Source organism: Rhodanobacter sp. ANJX3 (assembly GCF_014200755.1).
In the GTDB taxonomy this organism is placed as follows: domain Bacteria; phylum Pseudomonadota; class Gammaproteobacteria; order Xanthomonadales; family Rhodanobacteraceae; genus Rhodanobacter.
In genome coordinates this window covers 398,048-423,405 of sequence record NZ_JACHCM010000001.1, presented here as the reverse complement: position 1 = coordinate 423,405, position 25,358 = coordinate 398,048, and the positions used below count along the sequence as shown (strand labels likewise).

At 63.7% G+C, this 25,358-nt stretch carries 26 protein-coding genes; 2 read left to right on the top strand and 24 right to left on the bottom strand.

Translation table 11 applies throughout. The features are described 5' to 3' along the window. Positions 1-107: 107 nt before the first annotated feature. Complete coding sequence (gene tadA, locus HDE76_RS01695; protein ID WP_218861947.1) at positions 108-548, top strand: tRNA adenosine(34) deaminase TadA; 441 nt, start codon at positions 108-110, stop codon at positions 546-548. A gap of 6 nt (positions 549-554) precedes the next feature. On the opposite strand, the gene HDE76_RS01690 is transcribed toward tadA, so the two are convergent. From HDE76_RS01690 to HDE76_RS01635, 12 genes are all read right to left on the bottom strand, one after another. Then, on the bottom strand, positions 555-1,394 hold the full coding sequence (locus tag HDE76_RS01690; protein ID WP_184505049.1) for an NAD-dependent protein deacetylase: 840 nt from the start codon (positions 1,392-1,394) through the stop codon (positions 555-557). Positions 1,395-1,458: 64 nt separating this feature from the next. Then, entirely contained in the window at positions 1,459-2,025 is a 567-nt protein-coding gene (locus HDE76_RS01685; RefSeq protein ID WP_184505047.1) for a lipocalin family protein, read from the bottom strand. A gap of 54 nt (positions 2,026-2,079) precedes the next feature. After that, on the bottom strand, positions 2,080-3,156 hold the full coding sequence (locus tag HDE76_RS01680) for a cyclopropane-fatty-acyl-phospholipid synthase family protein (RefSeq protein WP_184505046.1): 1,077 nt from the start codon (positions 3,154-3,156) through the stop codon (positions 2,080-2,082). Next, complete coding sequence (locus tag HDE76_RS01675; protein ID WP_184505044.1) at positions 3,153-3,935, bottom strand: DUF1295 domain-containing protein; 783 nt, start codon at positions 3,933-3,935, stop codon at positions 3,153-3,155. The genes HDE76_RS01680 and HDE76_RS01675 overlap by 4 nt, the downstream gene beginning before the upstream one ends. Then, positions 3,932-4,486 carry a DUF2878 domain-containing protein gene (locus tag HDE76_RS01670; RefSeq protein ID WP_184505042.1) on the bottom strand — a complete coding sequence of 185 codons (555 nt, stop codon included), beginning with the start codon at positions 4,484-4,486 and terminating at the stop codon, positions 3,932-3,934. The genes HDE76_RS01675 and HDE76_RS01670 overlap by 4 nt, the downstream gene beginning before the upstream one ends. Then, a complete protein-coding gene (locus tag HDE76_RS01665) occupies positions 4,483-5,802 on the bottom strand; it encodes a cyclopropane-fatty-acyl-phospholipid synthase family protein (protein ID WP_184505040.1) in 1,320 nt (439 codons plus the stop codon). Before HDE76_RS01665 ends, HDE76_RS01670 begins: the two co-directional genes overlap by 4 nt. A gap of 7 nt (positions 5,803-5,809) precedes the next feature. Beyond that, complete coding sequence (locus HDE76_RS01660; RefSeq protein ID WP_184505691.1) at positions 5,810-6,586, bottom strand: DUF1365 domain-containing protein; 777 nt, start codon at positions 6,584-6,586, stop codon at positions 5,810-5,812. A 17-nt stretch (positions 6,587-6,603) separates the two neighbouring features. Next, positions 6,604-7,902 (bottom strand): FAD-dependent oxidoreductase, encoded by a 1,299-nt coding sequence (locus HDE76_RS01655; protein ID WP_184505038.1) that lies wholly within the window; start codon positions 7,900-7,902, stop codon positions 6,604-6,606. A gap of 3 nt (positions 7,903-7,905) precedes the next feature. Continuing rightward, positions 7,906-8,841, bottom strand: coding sequence for an acyl-CoA desaturase (locus HDE76_RS01650; RefSeq protein ID WP_255481430.1), 936 nt, complete (start codon positions 8,839-8,841; stop codon positions 7,906-7,908). A 257-nt stretch (positions 8,842-9,098) separates the two neighbouring features. Then, the gene (locus tag HDE76_RS01645; RefSeq protein WP_184505036.1) at positions 9,099-10,517 is read right to left on the bottom strand and encodes a deoxyribodipyrimidine photo-lyase; all 1,419 of its coding nucleotides are present in this window, start codon (positions 10,515-10,517) and stop codon (positions 9,099-9,101) included. Positions 10,518-10,550: 33 nt separating this feature from the next. Beyond that, positions 10,551-11,369, bottom strand: a complete 819-nt coding sequence (locus tag HDE76_RS01640; RefSeq protein WP_184505034.1) for an anti-sigma factor — start codon at positions 11,367-11,369, stop codon at positions 10,551-10,553. Next, on the bottom strand, positions 11,366-11,926 hold the full coding sequence (locus HDE76_RS01635) for a sigma-70 family RNA polymerase sigma factor (RefSeq protein WP_179476594.1): 561 nt from the start codon (positions 11,924-11,926) through the stop codon (positions 11,366-11,368). Before HDE76_RS01635 ends, HDE76_RS01640 begins: the two co-directional genes overlap by 4 nt. 259 nt (positions 11,927-12,185) lie before the next feature. On the opposite strand from HDE76_RS01635, the gene HDE76_RS01630 reads away from it, so the two are divergent. After that, positions 12,186-12,980 carry a TOBE domain-containing protein gene (locus HDE76_RS01630; RefSeq protein ID WP_184505032.1) on the top strand — a complete coding sequence of 265 codons (795 nt, stop codon included), beginning with the start codon at positions 12,186-12,188 and terminating at the stop codon, positions 12,978-12,980. A 15-nt stretch (positions 12,981-12,995) separates the two neighbouring features. Here the strand turns inward: HDE76_RS01630 and HDE76_RS01625 are convergent, their stop codons facing one another. From HDE76_RS01625 to HDE76_RS01565, 12 genes are all read right to left on the bottom strand, one after another. Continuing rightward, positions 12,996-13,682: an ATP-binding cassette domain-containing protein gene (locus tag HDE76_RS01625; protein ID WP_184505029.1), complete on the bottom strand. Its 687-nt coding sequence runs from the start codon at positions 13,680-13,682 to the stop codon at positions 12,996-12,998. Positions 13,683-13,685: 3 nt separating this feature from the next. Next, the gene (gene modB / locus HDE76_RS01620; protein ID WP_179476591.1) at positions 13,686-14,357 is read right to left on the bottom strand and encodes a molybdate ABC transporter permease subunit; all 672 of its coding nucleotides are present in this window, start codon (positions 14,355-14,357) and stop codon (positions 13,686-13,688) included. 9 nt (positions 14,358-14,366) lie between these two features. Next, positions 14,367-15,131: a molybdate ABC transporter substrate-binding protein gene (modA, locus tag HDE76_RS01615; protein ID WP_184505027.1), complete on the bottom strand. Its 765-nt coding sequence runs from the start codon at positions 15,129-15,131 to the stop codon at positions 14,367-14,369. Positions 15,132-15,288: 157 nt separating this feature from the next. Continuing rightward, a complete protein-coding gene (locus HDE76_RS01610) occupies positions 15,289-16,389 on the bottom strand; it encodes a glutathionylspermidine synthase family protein (RefSeq protein ID WP_184505025.1) in 1,101 nt (366 codons plus the stop codon). Beyond that, positions 16,389-16,820 (bottom strand): hypothetical protein, encoded by a 432-nt coding sequence (locus HDE76_RS01605; RefSeq protein WP_184505023.1) that lies wholly within the window; start codon positions 16,818-16,820, stop codon positions 16,389-16,391. The genes HDE76_RS01610 and HDE76_RS01605 overlap by 1 nt, the downstream gene beginning before the upstream one ends. A gap of 11 nt (positions 16,821-16,831) precedes the next feature. After that, positions 16,832-17,284, bottom strand: a complete 453-nt coding sequence (locus HDE76_RS01595) for a DUF350 domain-containing protein (RefSeq protein ID WP_184505021.1) — start codon at positions 17,282-17,284, stop codon at positions 16,832-16,834. 165 nt (positions 17,285-17,449) lie between these two features. Next, positions 17,450-17,677 (bottom strand): formate dehydrogenase subunit delta, encoded by a 228-nt coding sequence (locus tag HDE76_RS01590; RefSeq protein WP_184505019.1) that lies wholly within the window; start codon positions 17,675-17,677, stop codon positions 17,450-17,452. Continuing rightward, positions 17,677-18,549 carry a formate dehydrogenase accessory sulfurtransferase FdhD gene (fdhD, locus tag HDE76_RS01585; RefSeq protein ID WP_255481372.1) on the bottom strand — a complete coding sequence of 291 codons (873 nt, stop codon included), beginning with the start codon at positions 18,547-18,549 and terminating at the stop codon, positions 17,677-17,679. Before fdhD ends, HDE76_RS01590 begins: the two co-directional genes overlap by 1 nt. After that, the gene (gene fdhF, locus HDE76_RS01580; RefSeq protein ID WP_184505017.1) at positions 18,536-21,484 is read right to left on the bottom strand and encodes a formate dehydrogenase subunit alpha; all 2,949 of its coding nucleotides are present in this window, start codon (positions 21,482-21,484) and stop codon (positions 18,536-18,538) included. Before fdhF ends, fdhD begins: the two co-directional genes overlap by 14 nt. 14 nt (positions 21,485-21,498) lie before the next feature. Continuing rightward, positions 21,499-23,058, bottom strand: a complete 1,560-nt coding sequence (locus HDE76_RS01575) for an NADH-quinone oxidoreductase subunit NuoF (RefSeq protein ID WP_184505014.1) — start codon at positions 23,056-23,058, stop codon at positions 21,499-21,501. Next, on the bottom strand, positions 23,055-23,555 hold the full coding sequence (locus tag HDE76_RS01570) for a formate dehydrogenase subunit gamma (protein WP_184505012.1): 501 nt from the start codon (positions 23,553-23,555) through the stop codon (positions 23,055-23,057). The genes HDE76_RS01575 and HDE76_RS01570 overlap by 4 nt, the downstream gene beginning before the upstream one ends. Before the next feature lie 22 nt (positions 23,556-23,577). Continuing rightward, a complete protein-coding gene (locus HDE76_RS01565) occupies positions 23,578-25,239 on the bottom strand; it encodes an OFA family MFS transporter (RefSeq protein ID WP_184505010.1) in 1,662 nt (553 codons plus the stop codon). Positions 25,240-25,358 lie beyond the last annotated feature (119 nt).

The window sequence follows — 25,358 nt, the reverse complement described above, 5'->3', positions numbered from 1 at the left end:
TGTAAGTACTGCCTCGCTCCAGGTGCGTCATCCATCAGCGATTGACCACTCTCATGAATGAAGATGTCATTGCCGTCGACCCGATTGCCGCGTTCAGCGTCGACGACATGCTCCACATGCGTCGTGCGTTGCAGCTGGCCGAGCACGCGCGCGATGCCGAAAACGAGGTGCCGGTAGGTGCCGTACTGGTGCTTGACGGCGATATCGTGGGACTGGGCTGGAATCGCAATATCACCTTGCACGATCCCACGGCGCATGCGGAAATTCAGGCGCTGCGCGCTGCCGGCGAAAAGCTCGCCAATCACCGACTGTCTGGCGCCACGCTTTACGTAACCTTGGAGCCTTGCTCGATGTGCGCCATGGCGATGATTCATGCGCGGGTAGGGCGAGTGGTCTACGGCGCGGCCGATCCCAAGACGGGTGCCGCCGGCAGCGTGTTCGATACGCTGGTGTCGGAGAAGCACAATCATCGCGTCGATGTCGGCGGTGGTCTGTTGGCGGAGGAATCGGCCACGCTGCTGCGCCAGTTTTTCAGGGCCCGTCGCTAGGCTCGACTAAAGAAACGACAGCGCCTGCGCGCAGGATGCATCGACCTTCAGGGTGAGCAAGGAATCGGCCCGCGTGCGGCCCTGATTGACGGCAGCGATGGGCTTGCCAGCCTTCGCCGCAGCATGCGCGAAACGATAGCCCGAATACACCATCAGCGACGAGCCGACGATCAGCATGGCGTCCGCCCTGTCCAAGGCTTGCATGGCCAAGTCGACGCGATCGCGCGGTACGTTTTCGCCGAAGAACACCACATCAGGCTTCAACATACCGCCGCAGTGAAGGCAATCGGGCACGTTGAAACCGGAAAAATCCTGCATCGGCACGTCCGCGTCGCCGTCGGGCGCATCCAACGCATCGATATGGGCCCAGTCGGGATTGAGCCGCAGCAGTTCGGTCTGGAATTCGCCACCGCGGGGCTCGCGTCGTTCGCAGCGGAGGCAACGGATCACGTCCATGCGTCCGTGCAGGTCGATCACCTCGCGGCTGCCGGCGGCCTGGTGCAGCCGGTCCACGTTCTGGGTCAATAGCAAAACCAGCTTGCCTTGCTGCTCGAGCGTGGCGAGCGCGCGATGCGTATCGTTCGGATTCGCCGTGCCGAAGCGTCGCCAGCCGACCAGGTTGCGCGCCCAGTAGCGTTGCCGCGTTGCGTAGCTGCCGACGAACGCTTGATACGTTACCGGTGGCGTGCGTTTCCATTCGCCGTTGGCGTCTCGATAGTCGGGGATGCCCGAGTCCGTGCTGCAGCCGGCGCCTGTCAGCACAAACAACCGTTCATGCGTGCCGATAAAGTCGGCCAGTGGCGTGTTGACTGCCGGATGGTTATGTAATGAAGCCGTGCCGAGCAATGCGCATACTCCGGTGATATGGATGGCCGACTCGTTGCGATATTAAGACGAACGCAGCGAGGATTCAGTGACCTCCGGCGTCGCTGCCGACCACTTCGGGCCACTGCTGCGGCACCTTGCGGATATCGGAAACCTTGTAACCCATCGCGGTCACGCGGGCCACCATCGCATCGTAGTCCGCCTGCGGGATGGTCGGCGTGCGCGCCATGATCCACACATAGTCGCGCTTGTCGCGCGCGATGATCGTCTCGCTGTAATTGTCGTCGAGGTACGCAATGACGTACTGCGCCTTGATCGGCCAGACGATCTGCACGCCCCATACGGCGTTGTGGGTGTTGGGCGTCACGAAGCCGGTGGACTTGATCGTCTTTATCGGGTTGGTGAATGCGCTATTGCGATAGCGGAACACCGTATCGATGTGGCCGTTCGGCGCCAGCGTGTAGGTTTCGACGGCGTTGAAGGCCTTTTTCTCTAGCGTCGAAGGGATCGACGCGATCACGTACCACGGCCCCATGAAGCGCTGAAGGTCGACCTTGTCGACCGGTTTGATCGGCGCCATGTCGGCGGCCATAGCGGTGACGGACGTCAGCGCAAGCACGCAGCTGAACAAAAGTGTGCTGGAAAAACGCATGTAGTACTCCGCAGTGGGTTTGGCAGCGGCGATCCAGCGCGGATCGCACGCGTATCAGGGACGGACGAACCGATAGTGGGCAACCAGCCATTCCTGGCCGTTGTCGTAGCCGAAGAGTTCGGCGCACGACATCCAGAACATCCGCCAGCGCTGAAACCACAGTGCAGCCGCCTTGGCGCCGTACGCTTCGGTCAGCGTCGCCATCACCGACTCCTTGCGCGCATCCTGGTTGGCCAGCCAGTGATTGGCCGTGCGCTGGTAGTGTGTGCCGTCGACGTGCCAGCGCTGCTCGATCTTCAGATCGCGCTGGAACCACAGCAAGGTATCCGAGGCGGGCATCAGGCCGCCGGTGAAGAAGTGCCGGCCCATCCAGTTGTCGTCACCTTCGGTCTCGAACGGATACATCAGCGTCTTGTGCGCAAAGATATGCACGAACAGCTTGCCGCCGGGTTTGAGCCAGCTGGATACGCGGCCGAGCAGGGTTTCGTAGTTGCGCATGTGCTCGAACATCTCGATCGATACGCAGCGGTCGAACTGCGCGGCTTCGAGCTCGAGCTGATTCACGTCCTGCGTGATCACCCGCACGTTGGACAAGCCCCGCTTCGCACACTGCGCTTCGATGTGCTTGCGCTGCGGAGTGGAGTTGGAGACGGCGGTGATCCGCGCGTTCGGATATTTTTCTGCCATCCACAGCGTGAGCGATCCCCAGCCGCAGCCGAGCTCGAGAATCGTCTGGCCATCGGCCAGCTCGGCACGCTGACCGTACAGCGTCAGCATGGCGTCCTCGGCCTGCTCCAGCGTTTCATCGCCACGCGGGTAATAGCAGCCCGAGTACTTCAGGCGCTTGCCCAGGCACTGCTCGAAGAACGCGGGCGGCAGCTCGTAGTGCTGTGCGTTGGCGGCATCGGTGTGGATGGCTACCGAGCTCTGACGCAGCATGTCGATGCGCTCGGCGTAGCGAGCAGCCTGCGCATCGAGTCCACCGGTCAGCTCCTCGCGCAACCGCTGTGCGCACATGCGGCGGATGCCCTGGCGCAGCAGCGCATCGGGAAGATGGCCGCGTTCGGCCAGGCCCAACAGTCCGGGGGCAGGCTTTTCCTGCGGCAGTTCGGCGGCGGCGGATTGACTCATCGTTCGGTCCTCTTAGGAAACCAGGGAAACAGCATGGGCGTGGTGCGCTGGTAGTCGCGGTAATCCTCACCGCGACTGCGCAAGGCGTGCGTTTCGGTATAGGGAATGCCGCTGATCCAGCGCAGAAAGATGTACATCACCAGCGGCCCGGACCACGCCAGCCAGAAGCGTGTCGAACCCACCGCCAGGCAGACGTAGGCGAACCAGTGGATCCATTCGAAGAAATAATTCGGGTGGCGCGAATAGCGCCAGAGCCCAGCACGGCAAGTGCGGCCGCGGTTCGCCTCATCGCTGCGAAACCTGGCCAGCTGCGCGTCGGCGATCGCTTCGCCGATCACGCTGATCAGCCACACGATAAGACCGGCCGCGATCCAGCCGCCGAACGTTTCCGGATTGTGCGCCACCGACAGAAACGGCAGCGAAAACAGCACGATCAGGTACGCCTGAAACTGAAAGAACAGGAAAAAGTACAGCTGGTTGCCGTTCCAGTGTTCGCGCAGATGGCGATAGCGGCCGTCTTCCGGCTCGCCGCTGACGCGCTTCCACAAATGGGCTGCCAAACGCATGCCCCACAAGCCGCCGAGCACGGCCATGACGACCCGCGGCCACGCGGCGCCGTCGCCCAACATCGCGAACAGCACGGCGCTGCCGCCCACGCCGCACGACCACAGCACATCGACAATGCCGGCGTTCGAACGGGGACGCTGCCACATCCAACCCAGCGTCATCATCAGTGCGGCCAGTACCCACAGGCACAGCAGCTGGATCCAGGGATTCATGACGCATGCCCCTGCAGCCGCGCGGTCGACGTCGGTGCAGCGGCGGGCGTACGACCGGACAGCCAGGCCAGAATCGGCGTGGCGATCGCCCAGCCGGCCCCCAGAAAGAACAGCCCGCGCCAGCTGGGATCGGTAAACGTCACTACGTGAAAACCGTGGCTGGCGCTCATATAGGCCACCGGACCACCGATGGCGCCGAACAGCACGGCAACCCACAGACGCTTCTGCAGATAAGCCAGGGAGATGATGAAAGTGAGCGAAAACGTAGCCCACAGTGAAACGATCCACAGCGGCGCGAACGAGGGTGAGGGCCACGGTGCGCCGTAGTGCGCCAGACCACTGTAGGCCAGGCCACCGTCGACCATGCAGCCCATCACTATGGCGGCGGCCATCAGGGAAAGATGGGTTTTTACGTGGCCGGTGAGGCTCAGCTGGATCGATGCGTAGATCAGCATGCCGACCAGTCCGGGCCACGGCAGCCCGTGCTCCGCGCCTATGACCGCGGCGAACCAGACCATCTGGTAACCGATCAAACAGGCCCAGAATTTCATCCGTTTGCCTTGAGAGCCGTATCCAGCGGCGGCAACAGGGACGGGCGCCGATTGTCCGGTTTAGCCAGCAGCAGATGCGAGACGCCGATCGAGCGTTCGCGGAAACCGCCTTCGCAGTAGGCGAGGTAAAACTCCCACATGCGAATAAAACGATCGTCGAAGCCCTGCGCGCGAACCTGTGCGAGTTGCGCCATGAAGCGTTGGCGCCAGGCCTCCAGCGTGCGTGCGTAGGAAAGTCCGAAATCTTCCATCTGCACCAGCGCCAGATCGGTGGTGCGCGTCTTGGCATCGAGCATGGCGCTGATCGACGGAATGAAGCTGCCGGGGAACACGTGGCGTTTGATGAAGTCCACTTCGTTGACCGCCTTGGCGTAACGGTGGTCTTCGATGGTGATGGCCTGCAGCAGCGCCAGGCCGTCGGGTTTCAGCAGCGAGCCGAGCTTGGCGAAATAGGTGTCGATGTACGGCGCGCCGATCGCTTCGACCATCTCGATCGAGACGAGCTTGTCGTAGGTGCCGATAAGGTCGCGGTAGTCCTCCAGCAGCAGCGTGACGTGCGCGTTCAGGCCGGCAGCTTCGATACGCGCTTTGGCCAGGTCGTGCTGCTCTTTGGAGATCGTGGTGGTGGTGACGTGGCAGCCATAGTGCCGCGCGGCGTACAGCGCAAAGCCGCCCCAGCCGGTACCGATCTCGATCACGCGATCGGTCGGCTGAAGATCGAGCTTGCGGCAGATCCGTTCCAGCTTGCGCTGCGACGCCGCCTCCAGCGTATCGTCCGCACCGTCCCAGATCGCCGAGGAGTACATCAGGTCCGGCGACAGAAACAGCTCGAAGAAATCGTTGCCCAGGTCGTAATGCGCCGCGATATTGCGGCGGCTGCCGCTGCGCGTATTGCGCTGCAGTGCATGCCACGCGCGCATGGCCATGCCGCCTAGGCGCGCCATGCCGGTTTCCATGCCGTCGAGCAGATCGCGGTTGCGCACCAGCAGCTGGATCAACCCGACGAGGTTGTCGCAGCACCACAGGCCGTCCATATAGGCCTCGCCGGCGCCGACGCTGCCGTTGGCCGCCACCGCGCGATAGAAACCGGTGTCCAGCACGTCCAGATGCACCACCAGATCGGTCGGCTCGTGTGCAGGCGTACCCAGTTCCACCTTGCCCAAGGCGTCGGTGAGAACCAGACGTCCGCGCTTGAGGCCGGCCATCTGTGCGAGCAGGCGCTGGCGCAGAAAACGCGCGCCGGCCGATACGGTCGACGCATCGGTGCGCGCGGCGACAGTGGAAGGGACGACAGTGGATTTGGCGACAGCGTTCATGCGGACCTCAAAGCGATTTCGGATGGTCGTAGACGGGATTGCGTTTCAGCCACAAACGAAGGGCCTGCCAGTGGATGGCGCTGACGACTCGTGCGGTCATCAGCGGATAGCGCCAGAGCACGCGCGCCAGCGACGCACCGGTCAAGGGGCGCCGGTGCAGGGTCAAGGTGGCGTCGAACTCGCGCACACCGTCGCGCAGTACGTCCATGTGCACGCGGAGATCTTCACCCGGCGCGGTGAATCGCCAGGCATAGTCGCGCGCCATCGGCATGAACGGCGACACATGGAAAACCTTGGGGAACATCCAGCCCAGCGCGCGCCCGTGCGCTTGCGCGCTATCGATCGGCAGCACATACGCGTGCCGCTCGCGCCAGGGCATATTGGTGATTTCGGCGACGATGCACACCAGGGTCACACCGTCCTCGGCAAAGCAGTAGTAAAAGCTCACCGGGTTGAACGTGTAGCCGAAGTAGCGCAGATGCGTCAGCAGGCGAATCGGACCGGTCGGACGTTCGCCGGTGGCATGTTCCACGCGCTGGCGCACGGCGTCGGATAGCGACAGCTCGGTGGGGCCGAGATAATCCTGGCGGCGAAACTGCGCCACGTTGGATTTTTCGTTCGACCACAGCCAGCGCTGCTCGAAAACGCGATCGACCTCGTCCAGGTCAAGATACAGCTGCGCCATCTTGTAATCGAAGCTGTGCGTGTGCGGTGCCATCCGACGATGACGCACCGTGCCCTCGTAGATGGCGCTCGCGAACGGCGCCGTCTCCTGCAAGCGCATGCTGGCGGGCTTGGCTGTCACGCGGGCAGGGCCTCTTCATTTCGTTCGATAGCATGCGAATGGACAGTCGTATCGGACCAGCGCACGCCAAGGGATTCGGCCACTTCCACCGCACTACGCATGCCGTCTTCATGAAAGCCCCAGCCCCAGTACGCGCCGGCGAACCAGGTACGCCGCTTGCCCTGGATCTCGGGCTTGCGTGCTTGCGCAGCGACCGACGCCGTGCTGTAAACCGGATGGTCGTAGCTCATGCGACGCAGCACCTTGTCGGGGTTGATCGCATGCGTGCGGTTCAAGGTTACGACGAACGGTTCGGGTGAGTCGATGCCCTGCAGCAGGTTCATGCAATAGCTGACCGTGCATGCTTCGGTCGGATCGCGCGGCAGCCATGCGTTCCACGCCGCCCATGCCTTGCGCCGTACCGGCAAAATGCTGGCGTCGGTGTGCAGCACGGTGTCGTTTGTCTGGTAAGGCATGGCGCCGAGAACCGAGCGTTCGCGTTCGTCGGCGTCGGCCAGCATCGCCAAGGCCTGGTCGCTGTGGGAGGCCAGCACCACCTGATCGAAATGTTCGACGCCCACGGCGCTTTCCACTTCGACGCCGTCGACGTGTCGCTTGATCGAATACACCGGACATTTCAGCCGCTCATGCACGGACCATACGGCGCGCAGCGCCTTGACGTAGGTCGATGAGCCGCCCTTGACCACGCGCCACTGCGGGCGATCGCTGACCTGCAGCATTTGATGATTGGCCATGAACTGCACAAGATAGCGGGCGGGGAAACCCAGGATCTGCGTCGGCGGCGAGGACCACAGTGCAGACGCCATCGGCACCAGATGTTCGTCGCGGAAGGCATCGCCGTAGCGGTTCTGCTCGAGATAGTCGCCGAGCGTCATGGTGTTGTCCTGCTGCAAGAGCAGGGCAGGCGCCTCGCGATAAAAACGCATCAGGTCGCGCACCATGCCGATAAAGCGCGGCGACACGATATTTTTGCGCTGGCAGAACAGCGTATCCAGCGTGGCGGCGTTGTACTCCAGCCCGCTCGACTCGTTGTGCAGCGAAAAGCTCATCGTCGTGGGCTGCCAGGCCACGCCCAATTCGTCAAACAATCGCGTCAGCAGCGGATAGTGCAGCGGGTTATGCACGATGAAGCCGGTATCGACCCGGTAATTGCGCCCGTGCAGGGTGATGTCGTGCGTATGCGTATGGCCGCCCAGATAGTCGCTGGCCTCAAACAGGGTGACGTCATGCTTGCGCGACAACAGCCACGCCGAGGCCAGCCCGGCAATGCCCGATCCCACCACGGCGATACGCATGGTCTAGCCCCGCGCCTTGGCATGAACCCACGCCGGCACCGGCTTCAGCCCATGCACCAGTCCGAGTGCCGACATCAGCTTTAGGCCGTACCAGGTGATATCGATTTCCCACCAGCGAAAGCCCTGGCGGCTGGAGCCGGGAAAGTAGTGATGGTTGTTATGCCAGCCTTCGCCGAAGGTGATCAGCGCCAGCCAGAGATTGTTGCGGCTGCTGTCCTTGGTTTCGAAGCGACGCGAACCGAAGCGGTGCGCCAGCGAGTTGATGGTGACGGTGGCATGGAACAGCACCACGGTGGAAACGAAGAAGCCCCAGATCAGCATCTGCCCGCCGCTGGTGCCCAGCTGCGGCGCCACGTGATGCAACAGCACGCCGAGGAAATACATCGACACCGCCAGTAGCACCGGCACCAGCGTGTCGTAGCGGTCGAGCACGCGCAGCTCGGGAAACTTCGCCAGGTCCGGCACGCGCGAGATATCGGTCTGGAAGTTGCGCGGGGTCAGAAACCAGCCCACGTGGCTCCAGATAAAGCCGTAGACGTTCGGCGAGTGCGGATCGAGCTCGGTATCGGCATGGCGATGATGATGGCGATGATGCGCCGCCCACCACAGCGGCCCGCGCTGCACGCAGGAGGCGCCGATCAGCGCAAAAATGAACTGGACTGCTCGTGACGTGCGGAACGTGCGGTGGGAAAAATAGCGATGGTAGAAGCCGGTGATCGCGAACATACGTACGGCGTAGAGCGCTGCCGCCACGATCAATGCTACCGGCGAAACGCCGACCCAGATCACTGCGATGCAGGCCAGATGCATCGCGATGAACGGCGTGGCGCGCAGCCAGTCGATGCGGTCGGCCCGCTCGTCGTCCACGCTCACGATAGCCGAGGTATCGAACCACGCACGCAGCTGCCGGACGACCCAGGAGCGTTTTTCCGTTGGCATCGGCCTACCCAGCGACTTGGAGTCCACGCCGTCGGGGCAGGGCATCGAAACGGATTTGGAAAATGCCATGAAATTCTGCCTGTCTTACCTGTGGCTATACGTACGAACCGGCATGCCACTCGGATGCATGGCAAATCTGCGCAATCGCTGTCGTGTTGCCCCCGACGACCGGCCTTGTCCACGCCGCGGTGCGGGTGGAGATGCGGGATGCTGTCGTCCCGACCGAGACTACATCGTCGCAGGATGCGCGCGAACTATCAGTGATCTTTCCCGGACTGATAGGCTGCCAAAGCGTTCTCGCGGGATTTCGCCAGATCCACGATCGGCGACGGATAGCCGCTGCGCCTCAAGCGGTCGGGATCTTTCCAGGGCTCATGCAACAGATCGCGAGGAAAATCCGCCAGTTCCGGCAGCCAGCGTTTCAGATAGACGCCTTCAGGATCGAATTTTTTCGACTGTGTCACCGGATTGAACACGCGGAAATACGGTGCGGCGTCGGCGCCGCAGCCGGCCACCCACTGCCAGCCGAGCGTGTTGCTGGCCAGGTCGGCATCGACCAGGGTGTCCCAGAACCAGCGCTCGCCCTCGTGCCAGTGCTGGCGCAGGTTCTTGGTCAGAAAACTCGCCACGACCATGCGCACGCGGTTGTGCATCCAGCCGGCATGCCACAGTTCGCGCATGCCCGCATCGACCAGCGGAATGCCGGTACGCCCCTGCCGCCAGCGTTTGAGCAGGGCTTTATCCGGCGGGTTCCAGCGAAAGTCCCTGAAGCGCGGATTGAAGTTTTCGGTGGGCGTCTTGGGAAAGTGATAAAGCAGATGGTAGGCAAACTCGCGCCAGCCCAGCTCGCGCAGGTAAGGCTCGATCTCCGGCCGCTTCTTGGTATCCGTGCGCTTGACGTGGTTGGCCAGCGCGAAGTGGATCTGCCGTGGAGAGATTTCGCCGAAGTGCAGATGCGGCGAAAGCCGCGAGGTGCCGTGGCGGGCTGGCAGGTCGCGCGCATGCGCGTAATCGGTGACCGCATCGTCGCAAAACAGATCCAGCATCTGCGCCGCGCCATACTCACCGGGCTGCCAGTGTTCGGCAAATCCGGCATCCCAGGAAAGGGTCGGCAGTAGCCTCAGCGCCTCCAGATCCAGGTTGCCGGATAGCGCCTTCCAGCCTCGTATGGCCGGTTCGGGCAACGGTTCGGCCGGGCTGATCTGCGTGCGTAGATTGCGCCAGTACGGCGTGAATACCCGATACGGATCGCCTTGCTGCGTGGCGATCTGCCACGGTTCCAGCCAGAGCGAGGCATTGTGGCTGTGCACGGCGACGCCCTGTTCCCGTAGCGCGGCCTTGACACGGGTATCGCGCTCGATGGCGGCCGGTTCGTACAGTCGATTCCAGTACACCGCCTCGGCGCCGCTTTGCTTGATCAGTGCCCGCAGGCAAGCCAGGCTGTCGCCTTGCGCGATATGTAGCCCCGCATGGTGACTGTGCAGCCGCTTCTGCAAGGAGGCCAGCGAATGGTGCAGCCACCACTGGCTGGCGGCACCGATGGCCCATGCGCCTTCTTCAGCCGGCGCATGGATATACACCGGCAGCACGTGCTCATGCGATGCGCATGCCGCGGCCAACGCGGGATTGTCGTTCAGGCGCAGATCGCGCCGGAATAGAACCAGTGCCGTGCTCATGCGCCGCTCATACGCAACAGGGGACCTGCAAAGTCAGACGGACTTGCGCGCGGCGGCCGCGTTGATCGCTGCCACGCGCACCACGTGATCATGCGTTTCCGGCGAACCGCTGATGGCGCCCCTGGCGATCACCGCACCGGTCGGCTGACCGGTCGGCGAGCCGCCCACCGGTTCCACCGATACCGCCAGTGCGGCGGTCGGGCCCAGCTTTGCCAGCAACGACGGTTCCAGCGCGATGGTGGTCGGCGCATCGCGCTTGATCATGGCGACGGAAATCGGCTTGCCACCCGCGGGAATCAGCCACAGCTCGGGCGCTTTGCCGCTGGGCAAGGCCGACGGCGCGGCCGGCACGACGATCATGCGCGCACGATCCAGATCCATGGTGGCCGTCCAGCCGGTGACGCCGCTGTCCTGCTGGATGGTGGACACCATATAACCGGCCGGCGCTTTCGGCGACGAGGTTTCCGCCGTTGCCGGCATGTTTTCGCGAGGCAGCGTGACGACAACCGCGAGCAGGGCCACCGCCACGGCGGTGGCTCCGATACCGAGCCAGTGCCATAGCGCCAGATTGTTCCAGAGTCCCTTGCTTTCGCGGCGCGGCGCGGCGGCCGTTGGCGCGTCCAGCCGCAGGTCGTCGCGAATTCTGGCCCAGACATAGGGCGCCGGCGTTACGCTGGCGATCTGCTCGCTGAGCGGCATCAGGCGCCGCTGCCACAGGGCGACCGCGGCGGCAGCCTCGTCCGTCGTTTGGACTTCCTGGGCGACCGCTGCGCGCGCGTCGGCGTCGAGTACGCCAAGCACGTACTCGGCATAGCGCAAGTTGTCGTTACCCTCGTCGGCTGGCGTATTCATTTTTCCAGGCATACCCGTAGTTGCATCAAGCTGCGACGGATCCAGCTTTTCATGGTTCCGAGCGGCACCTTGGAGCGCGTCGCCAGTTCGTTATACGTAGCGCCGGTGAAAAAAGCTTCACGGACCGAGTCGCGCTGTTGCGGTTCGAGTGCGTCCAGACACTTCTGCAGCCGGCCGTACTCCTGGCTCGTCTCCGCGTCGACCGCTGGCGTGGGCTGATCGTCCACTGCCTGCTCCAGCCGCGAGGGGTCGTCCACCAGCTCTTCGCGATGCTGGCGCAGCCGATCGATGGCCTTGTTACGCGACAGCGTGATAAGCCAGGTGATGGCGCTGGCCTTGGCCGCGTCGAAGCCGGCGGCGCGGCGCCACACCGTGGTGTAGGTTTCCTGCAGCACTTCCTCGGCCGCGCTGCGGTCGCGCAGCATGCGCAGACACACGCCGAAAAGCTTGGACGACGTGCGCTTGTATAACTCGGCAAAAGCTTTCTGGTCGTTGCGTCCGGTTTGTATCAGCAGTCGATTTAGCTCTTCACGTTCAGCGGGGCTGGTGACGCTCATGGTTAAACGATCCTGTGTTCATGAAGAATCCGGCGCTCCGACAGGCAAATTCCGGCGGCCGAAGGCGATGCCCGCAGCATTCCCCTAGCATGAAGCGGCCATGCCGGGCTTGCAAGCCTGGGCAGCGGCACAGGCTTGCGAACACGCTAGCGCGGGCAGCTTTGTGGACTCGGCCGGCGGCCTTTTGCGATGGCTTCTCGCTAGACTGGCGGTCTGACCGGCTATCGAGCCGCCCGGGGATACGCCATGACCGACCGCCATGTTTGAACTCAAAGGCATGCTGTCGCTGCACGCCGGCGATCGGACGCTGGGCGGACTCAACCGTATCGAACTGCTGGAGAAAATCGGCGAAACCGGTTCGATCACCTCGGCGGCCCGCGCGGTCGGCATGAGCTATAAAGGCGCCTGGGACGCGATCGACGCGATGAACAATCTGTCCGACGAGCCGCTCGTGGTGCGGGTGGTCGGCGGCAAGCGTGGCGGTGGCTCGGAGCTGACTGCGCGTGCACAACGGCTGATCGACGTATTTCGAGCCATGGAGCGGGAGCATCATCGCTTCATGCGAGAGCTCGGCGCTCTTAGCGATGTGTCGATCCGCGATATCGAATTGATGAGGCGATTCATGATCAAGACCAGCGCACGCAATCAGCTGTCCGGCGCCGTGGTATCGGTGCAGAAGGGGGCCGTCAACGACGCCATCGAGCTGGAGATTCAGGGCGGACAGCGCATCGTTGCGACGGTGACAAGCGACAGCACCGACAATCTGGGGCTCGTGCCGGGCAAAGCCGCGGTGGCGCTGATCAAGGCATCGTCGGTGCTGCTGGGCATTCCCAGCGCGTCGATGAAGCTGTCGGCGCGCAACCAGCTGGCCGGCACGGTAAGTCGGATCACGCGCGGTGCAGTCAATGCCGAGGTGACGATTCAGCTCGACGGTGGCGGCGTGGTGGTGGCGATCGTCACCAACGACAGCGTCGACTCGCTCGGACTGATCGACGGGCTGGCGGCGATCGCCATCATCAAGGCGTCCAGCGTGATTCTTGGCACGACGGACTAGCTATCCGTTGCCGCGTCAGCTGCCGGTAGCGGCAGAGTCGCTGAAAATACGGCCGTCGCGAATCTCCAGCACGTGCTCGCCCAGCGCATCGACGTCGGCCGGATCGTGCGTGATGATCAACATCTGCAGATCGAGTCGCGATTGCAGCGCCGCCAGCTCGCTGCGCATGCGCACACGCAGCGGTGGATCCAGTGCGGAGAACGGCTCGTCGAGCAGCAAAATGTCGGGCTCGGCGGCTAGCGCGCGGGCCAGCGCCACGCGCTGTTTCTGGCCACCGGAAACCTGCGACGGGTAGTGCGTCGCCACGGCGCCCAGCTCGAAGGCATCGATCCAGCGCGCTGCCGCTTCCGGCATCGACGACCGGCGCGGGTTGAGGATGCCGGTGCGCATGCCGAAGGCCACGTTTTGCGCCACGGTCAACTGAGGGAACAGCGCATAGTCCTGGAACAGATAGCCGACCTTGCGCACCTGCGGCGTCAGGTTGACTCCCTTCGCCGAATCGAACAGCACGTGCTGGTTGACCACGATACGGCCGTCGTCGGGCGTCAGCAGGCCGGCTATAGCACGCAGCGTCATGCTCTTGCCCGAGCCGGACGGCCCGTACAGAACAACGCGCCGACTGGTCGAGTGGAACGCCACATCCAGCTCGAAACGTCGATCGGTATCGGCCAGCAGGCGGCGGAAAGAAATGTCTACGGTCATGCGTCAATACACCCGCAGGCGCGAGCGATCGGGCATCAGCCGGCCGGCAATCAGCAGCACGACCACACAGGTGATCGATGCGACGACGACGAGAATATTGGCACCGCGGTCGTCGCCCGCCTGCACGGCGGCGTAAATCGCCACCGAGAGTGTCTGCGTGCGGCCGGGTAGGTTGCCGGCAATCATCAAGGTGGCACCGAACTCGCCCAGCGCGCGGGCAAAAGCGAGCAGTGCGCCAGCGGTGATTCCCTTCGACGCCAGCGGCAGCGAGACGCGAAAAAATACCGCACGCTCGGGCAGGCCCAATACGCGTGCGGCGCTCTCCAGCTGCGGGTCGACGTTTTCGAAGGCGGCGCGCGCGGCTTTCTGGATCAATGGAAAGGCCACCAGGGTCGAGGCGATCACCGCGCCCTCCCAGGTGAATACCGGATTGATGCCCCAGCGCTCCAGCCACGCGCCGAACACGCCGCGTCTCCCGAGCAGCACCAGCAGGTAGTAGCCCAGCACGGTCGGTGGCAGGACCAGCGGCAAGGTGAGCAGCGAGTCGACCAGATCGCGCAGCGGCGAGCGCCAGCGCGACAGTCCGAAGGCTACCGCGACCCCGAGCAGCAAATTCAACGCGGTCGCGCAGATCGCCACTTTCAGCGACAGCAGCAGTGGAAACCAGATGCCCATGGACCGCTGTCAGGGTTTGAGAAATCCGGATTTGGCCAACAGCTGCTGGCCCTCCGGCGACAGCACGAAATTCTCGAAGGCCTGCGCGTCGGCGACATGTTTCGACTGCGACACCACGGCGATCGGATAGCTGATCGGCGTTGGCGAGTTCAACCGCAGCGCGACCTTGACCTTGTCCTTCGCAATGGCCGCATCGGTGGCAAATACAAAGCCGGCATCGACCTCGTCGCGGGCCACGTAGTCCAGGCTCTGCCGCACGTTGGCCGCGAGCACCGCTTTGGCCGAGACCGCTTGCCATGAACCATCCGCCTGCAGCGTGGCCTGCGTATAACGTCCTACCGGCACCGATGTCGGATCACCATAGGCAATCCGCTTGATCGATGGCTGCCCGAGGTCCTTCAGGCGGGTGATGGTCAACTGGCTGGCCGTCGGCACGATCAGTACCAGTTGGTTGGTAGCAAAATTTTTCCGCGAACCGTTCAGCAGCACGCCCTGCGCCTGCGCCTTGTCCATCGCTTTCTGATCGGCCGAGGCGAACACGTCGGCCGGTGCGCCGTTGGCGATCTGCTGCAGCAGGACATCCGACGCCGCGAAGTTGAGCACTACCTTGGTGCCCGGGTGCTTCGTTTCATAAGCGGTGGCGACCGTCTTGAACGCATCGGTGAGGCTGGACGCTGCAGATACCACCACGTCGCCGGCGGTAGCGCCAACCGACCAGAGCAGGCCGATAAGTAACGAAACGAGGGCGACGCGAGAGGAGGTGAACCTGCGCATAGGTAGTCCGGAAAGTCGTGGAGTAGCTCGATAGGTAGTTGAGTATATAGCGCCAGTCGAATGCCGAAATGATGGTGCGCTCGGGGGCTTCGGTTACGTTTCGCCACCGTCGCGGTTCGTGCGGATGAGCCGCGAGCCAGGCGCCTGTCTGGCGACGTCAGAGAAACAGGTGCGGTACGAAGCAACTGGTATTGCGTGTGATCCGGTCGTTGTCCTCGCGGATGCCGATGCCTGAAGGTTTGTCGCCGATCATCCAGGAACCGACGAGCGCATGGTGGCCATCGAAAACCGGCAAAGGCGCCAGCGCCTGATAGACGGTAAACGGTGCCTGCCTGCCGGCGTCACGCGCGTCGAGTACCACGATGCCCTGGCCTTCTCGACCCCAGAAAGGCTTGGACACAACCGCACCGTCGATGTCACCGCGCTGATAGCTGGCGGGCAGTAGATTCGGGTGGTTGGGAAAGAACTCCCACAGCAGCGGCAGAACCGCCTTACTCGACAGCAGCATCTTCCACGGTGGCTCGAGCCAGCGCGTGCCGCTGGTCGCGATGTGGGGCGCGAACCTCTCGCTCAGCAGCCATTCCCACGGATACAGCTTGAACAGCCGCTCGATCGGGCGATCGGCCAGGTCGATAAACGCCTTGCCCGACCACCCGATAGATGCGATATCCAGCGCCTGTACCTGATGCCCGGCCTGCATGCAGGTGTCGAGCAGGTAGTCGGTGGTCGTGCCGTCTTCGGGGTTGTCGTAACACGCGGCGAAATGCACGCGCGGGCCGCCGCCGACGTGTCGCCAACGATCGATCAGCTGCTCGTGGATCGAGTTGAACTGATCGGCGTCGGGCGCTACGTCTTCAAGCCAATGCCATTGCACTACCGAGGCCTCGAACAGCGACGTGGGCGTGTCCGCGTTGTACTCCAGCAGCTTTGGCGGCGAACGGCCGTCGAACGACAGATCCATTCGCCCGTACAGCGCCGGGTCGCGGTCGAACCAGCTGCGCTCGATCAATCGCGCCGCGCGGTCATCGAGCCCCAGCTCGGCGTAGCGACCGGCGCGAATAATGCGGTCGACCGTTTCCATGAACAGCGCGTGCAGCTCGTCGGTCGCCGACTCGAGAGTATCGATTGCCGCTTCGTCGAACAGGTAGCAGGCGTCTTCGCGCCAGTAGGCCTGCCCATCGATCGTATGAAAGCCGAAGCCGAGCGCCTCGACCCGGCTATGCCAATCGTCGCGTGGAACGAGGGTTTCGCGGCGCATCAGCCGCCTCGCGCGGAAACGCGGCCGCTCGAACCGAATCCGCCGCGCTCGCCAAAGTCGAGCCCGGTCGGACCACGGCCGGCAGAGTCGCCGCCCAGCGCCAAGGTTCGGCCGGGACCGGGATCGTTCTTGAGTGGGCCGTTGCGCCAGTCGTCCCGGTACCAGGGACCGTAATAGTGATAGCCGCCGTAGCCACTTACCGACTGATCGCGTGTGCACTGGCTTGCGGAGTAGTCACGTTCACAGTCTTCCGGCGAGCTGTAGCTATTGCGCTGAACGTTGGTGCCTCCAAACGCCAGCATGCCGCCGACGGCGACGGCGCCCAGTGACATCAGTGGCACCGCCAGCGAGCGCTTGCGGATCAGCGGCGTTTCCGGTGGATAAAACGACGGATGCCGGTAGTTGGCCGGGAGCCTGGGCTTTGTATCCATGGCGTTGCTCCTCAGTACGTCATGGCGGCGGCGTTGATCGTGCCGATGCAGATGGCAATGATCGCCACGAACAGCGCGACCGACTGCGTATTCGCCTCGATACGACCGCGCAGGTCGTGAAAGACCAGGCGCAGCACGAAGTGCGCGAGCAGTTGCACGACCCAGGCAACCAGCCCCCAAAGGGCAACATCCGTCAGACTGACGGCGTGCGCGATGGCACTGGCCAGTGGCAGCACAAAGCCCACCGCGGCGCCGCCAAGGCTGATGGCCGCCGCGATATTGCCGTCACGAATCAAGGCTATCTCACGCTGTGGCGTGATCCAGATGTAGGCAACGATAAAGCCTGCGAAATAGACAATGCCCACGGCCAGATAGGCCACAAACGCGGGCAGGGTGAAAAGGTTCGACAGAATCACAAAGCGTCCCCGGGTCGCGCGGCCTCCCCTTGGCCGCGGCAGCAGCATAGGCGATTTGTCCGGTGGCTCCCATAGGTTGATTGCCTTTGGAGTTTCAGAGCTGGCAAGGGGTCAGTCACCGCGCTACGGCTCGAACATCTTTGGCGAGTCCTGCAGCCGGGCTTGAAAAGGAAACGTGCCGACGTCGTTGCAATGCCTGGGTGCTGGCGTCGCTCAGCCGACGACAGCCGGAACGTTCATTTGCTTCACCGCTTCGCTGGCCAGCGGCAGCAGGCCTTCGCCGCCATCGGTGACGAAGTCTTTGAGCTGTCGGCGCATCACCGGGTCCCAGAAGCGGGTGAGGTGATCGCGTACGCCGGTCACGGCGGTGGCGTGGTCGGGCTCTGATGTGAAGTAGGTGGCGATGTCGTTGGCCATGGTGACCAGTCGTTCGATGTGCATCACGGTTCCTGCAAACGTTCGGACAGCTGATCGTCCAGCAGTCGATGGGGATGGGTATAGACGTTATGGCTGCCGGGACGGGCGAAGCCGATCAGGGTGATGCCGGCGCTGCGCGCCAGCTCGATCGCCAGCGCGGTGGGCGCTGAAATGGCCGCGAGCAGGGCGATGCCGGCGCTGGATGCCTTGGTGACCATTTCATAGCTGGCGCGACTGGTGACCAGCGCCATGCCGTTTTGTGGATCGATGCCGGCGCGGTGCATTGCACCGATCAATTTATCCAGCGCGTTGTGGCGGCCGACGTCTTCGCGCACCAGCACAATGCTGCCGTCGCGATTGGCCCATGCCGCTGCGTGCACGGCGCCAGTGGCCGCGTTGATCGGCTGCTGCGACTGCAGCTGGCTCAGGGCACGTTCCAGTGCGTTGCGCGTCACGGTGATGCCTGCGCTGACCGGCGGGCTGTGCCGTATCGCCTGTTCCAGCTCGCGCGTGCCGCAAATACCGCAGCCGCTGCGGCCGGGCAGCAGGCGCTCATGCTGATGGGCGAGATGTGCGCCGTGCGCTTGGGCATCGACCTTCATCGACAGCTGCATGCCTTCGAGCAAGGTCTGGACGTCCACCTGCAGGAGCTGCGTCGGTGCGGTGACCAGACCTTCGCTGAGCGAAAAGCCCAGCGCAAAGTCTTCCAGATCATGCGGCGTCGCCATCATCACGGCAAAGCTCACACCGTTGTAAAGCATCGCGATCGGCATTTCCTCGGCGACGCAGTCATCCTCGTGGGTCGACTCGCCGTGCCGCCATCGATCGACCGCACGATGGACGAAGCCGGACGCTTTTTCCTGGCCATCCGGCATTGCTGGCTTACGCAGGCCCAAGCGTGCTGGCCGGTTGCGGCGCTGCCGACTGTTCCAGCAGCGACTGTTGCTCGTTGGAGAACGCGCGGAAGCGCTTCTGCCATTCGGACGGCTGCGACACGCGGGTCACCTGCACAGCCGTGACCTTGTACTCGGGACAGTTGGTCGCCCAGTCCGAGTTGTCGGTGGTGATGACGTTGGCGCCGGATTCGGGGAAGTGGAAGGTGGTGTAGACCACGCCCGGCTGCATGCGCTCGGAGACGAGGGCGCGCAGCACGGTTTCGCCCGAGCGGCTGGCGATACCGACCCAGTCGTCGCTGGCGATGCCGCGTTCTTCGGCGTCGTGCGGGTGGATTTCCAGACGATCTTCGTCATGCCACATCACGTTGGCCGTGCGCCGCGTCTGGGCCCCGACGTTGTACTGGCTGAGGATGCGGCCGGTGGTGAGGATCAGCGGACGCTCGAGATTCACCTTTTCGCGCGTGGGCACGTACTCGGTCAGCATGAAGCGGCCCTTGCCGCGCACGAACTTGTCGACGTGCATTACCGGCGTGCCGTCGGGATGCTCTTCGTTGCACGGCCACTGGATCGAGCCGAGCTCGTCGATGCGATCAAAGCTCACACCGTGGAAAGTCGGCGTCAGCGCCGCGATCTCGTCCATGATCTCCGAGGGATGCTCGTAGTTCATCGGGTAGCCCATGGCTTGCGCCAGCTTCTGGGTGATTTCCCAGTCGGCGTAACCGGCCTTGGGCGCCATCACCTTGCGCACGCGCGAGATGCGGCGCTCGGCGTTGGTAAACGTGCCGTCTTTCTCCAGGAACGAGCTGCCGGGCAGGAACACGTGAGCATATTTCGCCGTCTCGTTGAGGAACAGATCCTGCACCACCACGCACTCCATCGCGCTGAGCGCGGCGGTGACGTGCTGGGTATCCGGATCGGACTGGGCGATATCCTCGCCTTCGACGTACAAGCCCTTGAAGCTGCCGTCCATCGCGGCCTCGAACATGTTCGGAATGCGCAGGCCGGGCTCGTTGTAGAGCGGCACGCCCCAGGCTTTTTCGAACAGCTCGCGCGTGGCCACGTCGCTGACGTGACGATAGCCGGGGAACTCGTGCGGGAACGAGCCCATGTCGCAGGCGCCCTGCACGTTGTTCTGGCCGCGCAGCGGGTTCACGCCCACGCCTTCGCGACCGATATTGCCGGTGGCCATGGCCAGATTGGCGATCGCCATCACCGTGGTGGAACCCTGCGCGTGCTCGGTCACGCCGAGCCCGTAATAGATCGCGCCGTTGCCGCCGGTGGCATACAGCCGCGCGGCGCCGCGCACGGCGTCGGCCGGCACACCGGTCTGCGCTTCCATCGCTTCGGGGCTGTATTTGTCCTGCGCGACAAAGTCACACCATTTGGCGAAGGCATCGTCCTCGCAGCGCTGCGCGACGAAGGTCTTATCGACCAGGCCTTCAGTCACGATGACGTGGGCCAGCGTATTGAGCACCGCCACATTGGTACCCGGCTTCAGCTTGAGGTGATAGTCCGCCTTGATATGCGGCGTGCGTACCAGGTCGATGCGGCGTGGGTCGATCACGATGAGCTTGGCGCCAGCGCGCAGCCGCTGCTTCATCTGCGAGCCGAACACCGGATGGGCGTCGGTCGGATTGGCGCCGATGACCAGTACCACGTCGGTCTTTTCGATGGAGTCGAAATCCTGCGTGCCCGCCGATTCGCCCAAGGTGGCCTTGAGGCCGTAGCCGGTTGGCGAATGGCAGACGCGCGCGCAGGTGTCGACGTTGTTGTTGCCGAAGCCCGCACGGACCAACTTCTGCACCAGATAGGTTTCTTCATTGGTGCAACGCGAAGAGGTAATGCCGCCGACGGAGTGGGTGCCGTACTTGGCCTGCAGCCGCTTGAACTCGCTGCCGACGTGGGCGAACGCCTCGTCCCAGCTGACGATCCGCCACGGATCGGCGATATTGGCGCGGATCATCGGCGTGGTGATGCGGTCCGGATGGCTGGCGTAGCCGATGGCGAAGCGGCCCTTGACGCAGGAGTGGCCATGGTTCGCATGGCCGTCCTTGTTCGGCACCATACGCACGATCTCTTCGCCCTTCATCTCGGCGCGGAAGCTGCAGCCGACGCCGCAATAGGCGCAGGTGGTGGTGACGCTGTGCTCGGCCTGACCCTTGTCGATCAGCGACTTCTCCGACAGCGTCGCCGTGGGGCAGGCCTGCACACAGGCGCCGCACGAAACGCATTCGGAATCGAGAAAACGGTTGTCCTGGCTGGCCGCGACCTTGGATTCGAACCCGCGGCCCTGAATGGTCAGCGCGAACGTACCCTGCACCTCGTCGCATGCGCGCACGCAGCGCGAGCAGGCGATGCACTTGGACGGATCGAAGGTGAAGTAGGGGTTGGATTCGTCCTTCGGCGCGAACAGCGGGTTCGCTACCGGCGCGGCAGCACGGCCGTCGAGCGCGATCTGGCTGTCCTTGCTGGCCGGCATCTTGGCAAACACGTGATTCGCGCCTTCGTAACCGTAGCGCACCTCGCGCAGGCCAACCACGCCCGCCATATCCTGCAGTTCGCAGTGGCCGTTGGCGGGGCAGGTGAGGCAGTCCAGCGGATGATCGGAGATGTAAAGCTCCATCACGCCGCGACGAATTTCCGCGAGCTTCGGCGTCTGCGTGCTGATCTTCATGCCGTCGGCCACCGGCGTGGTGCAGGAGGCCGGATAGCCCTTGCGTCCTTCGATCTCGACCAGGCACAGGCGGCACGAACCGAATGCGTCGAGCATCTCGGTGGCGCAAAGCTTGGGAATATTGATTCCGGCCTGCGCGGCGGCGCGCATCACCGACGTGCCTTCCGGCACGTGGATGCTCTTGCCATCGATCTGCAGCGCAACGGTTTTCTCGGATACGGCTTTCGGTGTGCCGTAATCGATCTCAACGATGGACAACATGGCGCGTTACCTCCTCAGGGCGTGACCGCTTCGGCGGCGCCTGCGAAATCTTCGGGGAAATGATCCAATGCGCTGAGCACGGGGAAAGGTGCCATGCCGCCCAGCGCGCAGAGCGAGCCACCGAGCATGGTCTGGCACAGATCGCGCAGCAGCACTTCGTTGCGATCGCGTTCGGCGGTATCGCCGGCCTTGAGCCGGTCGATCACCTCCATGCCGCGGGTCGAGCCGATGCGGCAGGGCGTGCACTTGCCGCAGGATTCGATCGCGCAGAACTCCATCGCATAGCGCGCCTGCGCCGCCATGTCGACGCTGTCGTCGAACACCACGATGCCGCCGTGACCGAGCATGCCGCCGATCGCAATAAAGGCTTCGTAATCGATCGGCGTATCTAGCTGTGAGACCGGGATGTACGCGCCGAGCGGACCGCCGACCTGTATCGCACGCACCGGCCGGCCGCTGACCGTGCCGCCGCCGTAGTCTTCGATCAGTTCGCGCAGGGTCAGACCGAAGGCGCGCTCCACCAGACCGGCACGCTTCAGATTGCCGGCCAGTTGCATCGGCAGGGTGCCGCGCGAACGGCCCATGCCGTAGTCGCGGTAGAACGCTGCGCCCTTGTCTAGAATCGTCGGCACCGAGGCCAGCGTCACCACGTTGTTGATCACCGTGGGCTTGCCGAACAGGCCTTCGATCGCCGGCAGCGGCGGCTTGAAGCGCACCATGCCGCGCTTGCCTTCGAGGCTTTCCAATAGCGATGTTTCTTCGCCACAGATATACGCGCCGGCGGCCATGCGCACTTCGAGGTGAAACGCCTTGCCGCTGCCGCGGATGTCACCGCCGAGATAACCTTCAGCCTCGGCCGTCTGGATGGCCGACTCCAGCGCACGCTGCGCGTGCGGGTATTCCACCCGCAGATAGATATAGCCCTGCGTCGCGCCCACAGCCAGTCCGGCGATGGTCATGCCCTCGATCAGCACGAAGGGATCACCCTCCATGATCATGCGGTCGGCGTAGGTGCCCGAATCGCCCTCGTCGGCGTTGCAGACGATGTACTTCTGCGACGCCTGCGCATCCATGCAGGTTTTCCACTTGATGCCGGCCGGAAAGGCTGCGCCGCCGCGGCCGCGCAGGCCGGAGTCGGTGACCGCCTGAACGACCTCGGGACCGCTCATGCCAAGCGCATTTTCCAGGCCGCGATAGCCGCCGTGCGCACGGTAGTCGTCGAGGCTGCGCGGATCGACGATGCCGACGCGGGCAAAGGTCAGGCGCTGCTGGCTTTTCAGATAGCCGATCTCTTCGGTCAACCCCAGGCTCAGGGCGTGATGGCCGCCATGCAGAAAATCCGCGTCGAACAGTCCGGCCACGTCGGCCGCCTGCACCGGGCCAAAGGCGACGCGGCCCTCAGGCGTTGCGACTTCGACCATCGGTTCCAGCCAGTACAGGCCGCGCGATCCGTTGCGGACGATCCGGATATCGAGATTGCGCTGCCTGGCTTCCGCCGCGATGGCGACGGCCACGGCTTCCGCGCCGAGCGATAGCGAGCCGGCATCCAGCGGCACGTAAACCGTGATGCTCATGTTGCCTCCGCGGCGAGCCACGCGTCGAACTGCTTCGGCGTCACTCGGCCCTTGAGTTCGTCATCCACCATGATCGCCGGCGAGCAGGCGCAGTTGCCGAGGCAGTAAACCGGCTCCAGCGTGTACGCACCATTGGCGGTGGTTTCATGGAAGTCTACGCCGAGGCGCTGCTTGATGTGCTGTTCCAGCGCCACCGCCCCCATGGCCTGGCAGGATTCCGCCCGGCAGACGTAGATGACGCGCCTGCCGGACGGTTGGCGGCGAAAGAAGTGATAAAACGTGATCACGCCATGCACGTCGGCACGAGAGAGGTTGAGCTCCCGCGCGATCAACGGCACCGACGCCTCCGGCACATGGCCCAGCGCCTGCTGCACGCCGTGCAGCACCGGCAGCAGGGCGCCGGGCATATCCTTCAGCCGGCTCGTCACCTCGAGTACCGCGGCGCGAATATCTTCTGGAACATCCGGCACCGCGTTGGGGTTGGCAGCACGTTTCATCACATCACCTTCGAAGTGTTTCTCAGAACAGCGCGGCAGCTTTGGCCAGTGCGATATACAAGCCGATGAGGAACGGTACGCCGACCGCCAGCCACGCCAGCACGCCAACCGCGCCGAAGCCGCCACGCGCCGAGGTCTCGGCGGTGGATGTGACGCGATCCTCGTGCTGCAGCGCGCGCTCACTCGCCAACTCAGCATCGGTCATGAACACCGACGCCTTTACCGGCCGTACCAGCGCGTTGCAAATCAGACCGAGCAGCAGCAGGCCCGCCATGATGTACAGCGTGTTGTCGTAGACGAGGTTCTTGGCCACGCCAGCGTCGAGCTGGGTCTGGCGAATCGCAGCGATGAGGAACGGACCGATGACGCCGGCCGCCGACCACGCAGTAAGCAGTCGGCCGTGAATGGCACCAACCATCTGCGTGCCGAACAGATCGGCCAGATACGCGGGGATCGTGGCAAAGCCGCCGCCGTACATGCTGAGGATCACGCAGACGGTGGCGACAAACAGACCGGCCAGACCCAGATGACCCCAGGTCGGCAGCAGGCAGTACAGAACAATGCCGAGAATGAAGAACGCGAAATAGGTGTTCTTGCGGCCGATCTTGTCCGACAGCGATGCCCAGAACAGGCGACCCAGGCTGTTGAACAGGCTGATCAGCCCGACTAGTCCCGCCGCGGCAGCGACGACGGCGGCCTTCTGCGCGGCGGTGAGCGTGGCCGCGGCATCCGCAAGGCCGGCGAGCTTGCCGCCGAACACGTCCTGCAGCATCGGGCTGGCCACCGCGATCACCGAAATGCCGGCGGTCACGTTGAGAAACAGCACGGCCCACAGCAGCCAGAATTGCGGCGTCTTCCACGCGCGGCTGAGATGGACATGGTTATGAGTGACCATGGTCTTGCCGGCATCCTTGGCGGCCGGCGTCCAGCCACGCGGATACCAGCCGTTGGGTGCCACGCGAAAGCCGAGCGCACCTGCCGCCATCACGATGAAATAGATCGCGCCCATCACGATAAGCGTGGTGGCGACGCCCTGGGCGCTGGTCTCGGAAAAGTGCTTCATCAGCGCGGCTGCCAGCGGCGCACCGATCATCGCGCCACCGCCAAAGCCCATGATGGCAAAACCGGTCGCCATGCCGCGACGATCGGGAAACCACTTGATCAGCGAAGACACCGGCGTGATGTAACCGAGCCCGAGACCGACGCCGCCGAGCACGCCGCAGCCGAGAAAGACCAGCCACAGCTGATGGCTCGACACACCGAGGCCGCCGATGATCAGGCCGCCGCCCCAGCACAGCGCCGCGACAAAACCGGCCTTGCGCGGGCCGGCGTGCTCCAGCCAGCCGCCCCACAGCGCTGCCGAAATGCCGAGCACCGCGATAAACGTTTCGAAGATGTGTGTGACCTGCGCGACGGTCCAGTTGCAATTGGTACTGGTCAACGCGGCGAAAAAGCCGAGGTTCGCGCAGGTGGCAGCGTCGGTGGTACTGAGCAGTTTGGACATCGGCAGCCAGAACACCGAGAAGCCGTAAGCCATGCCGATGCACAGATGGATGGCCAACGCGGCCGGCGGTACCAGCCAGCGATTGAATTGGGGGCCTGCGATGGTGCGTTCCCGCGCGAAAAAGCCCGGCGACGTTCCTGTCCCCGCGGATGAAACAACTGCTTCTGGTACCCCTGCCATGAGCGTTCTCTCACTAATGAGTGTATGAAATGTCAAATATCCGGCGATGCCGAACGTACCAGGCGAGCGCGTCTTGCGATCACTGCTTTTGAACGTGTCACTGGCGCCCAAGTGAAACT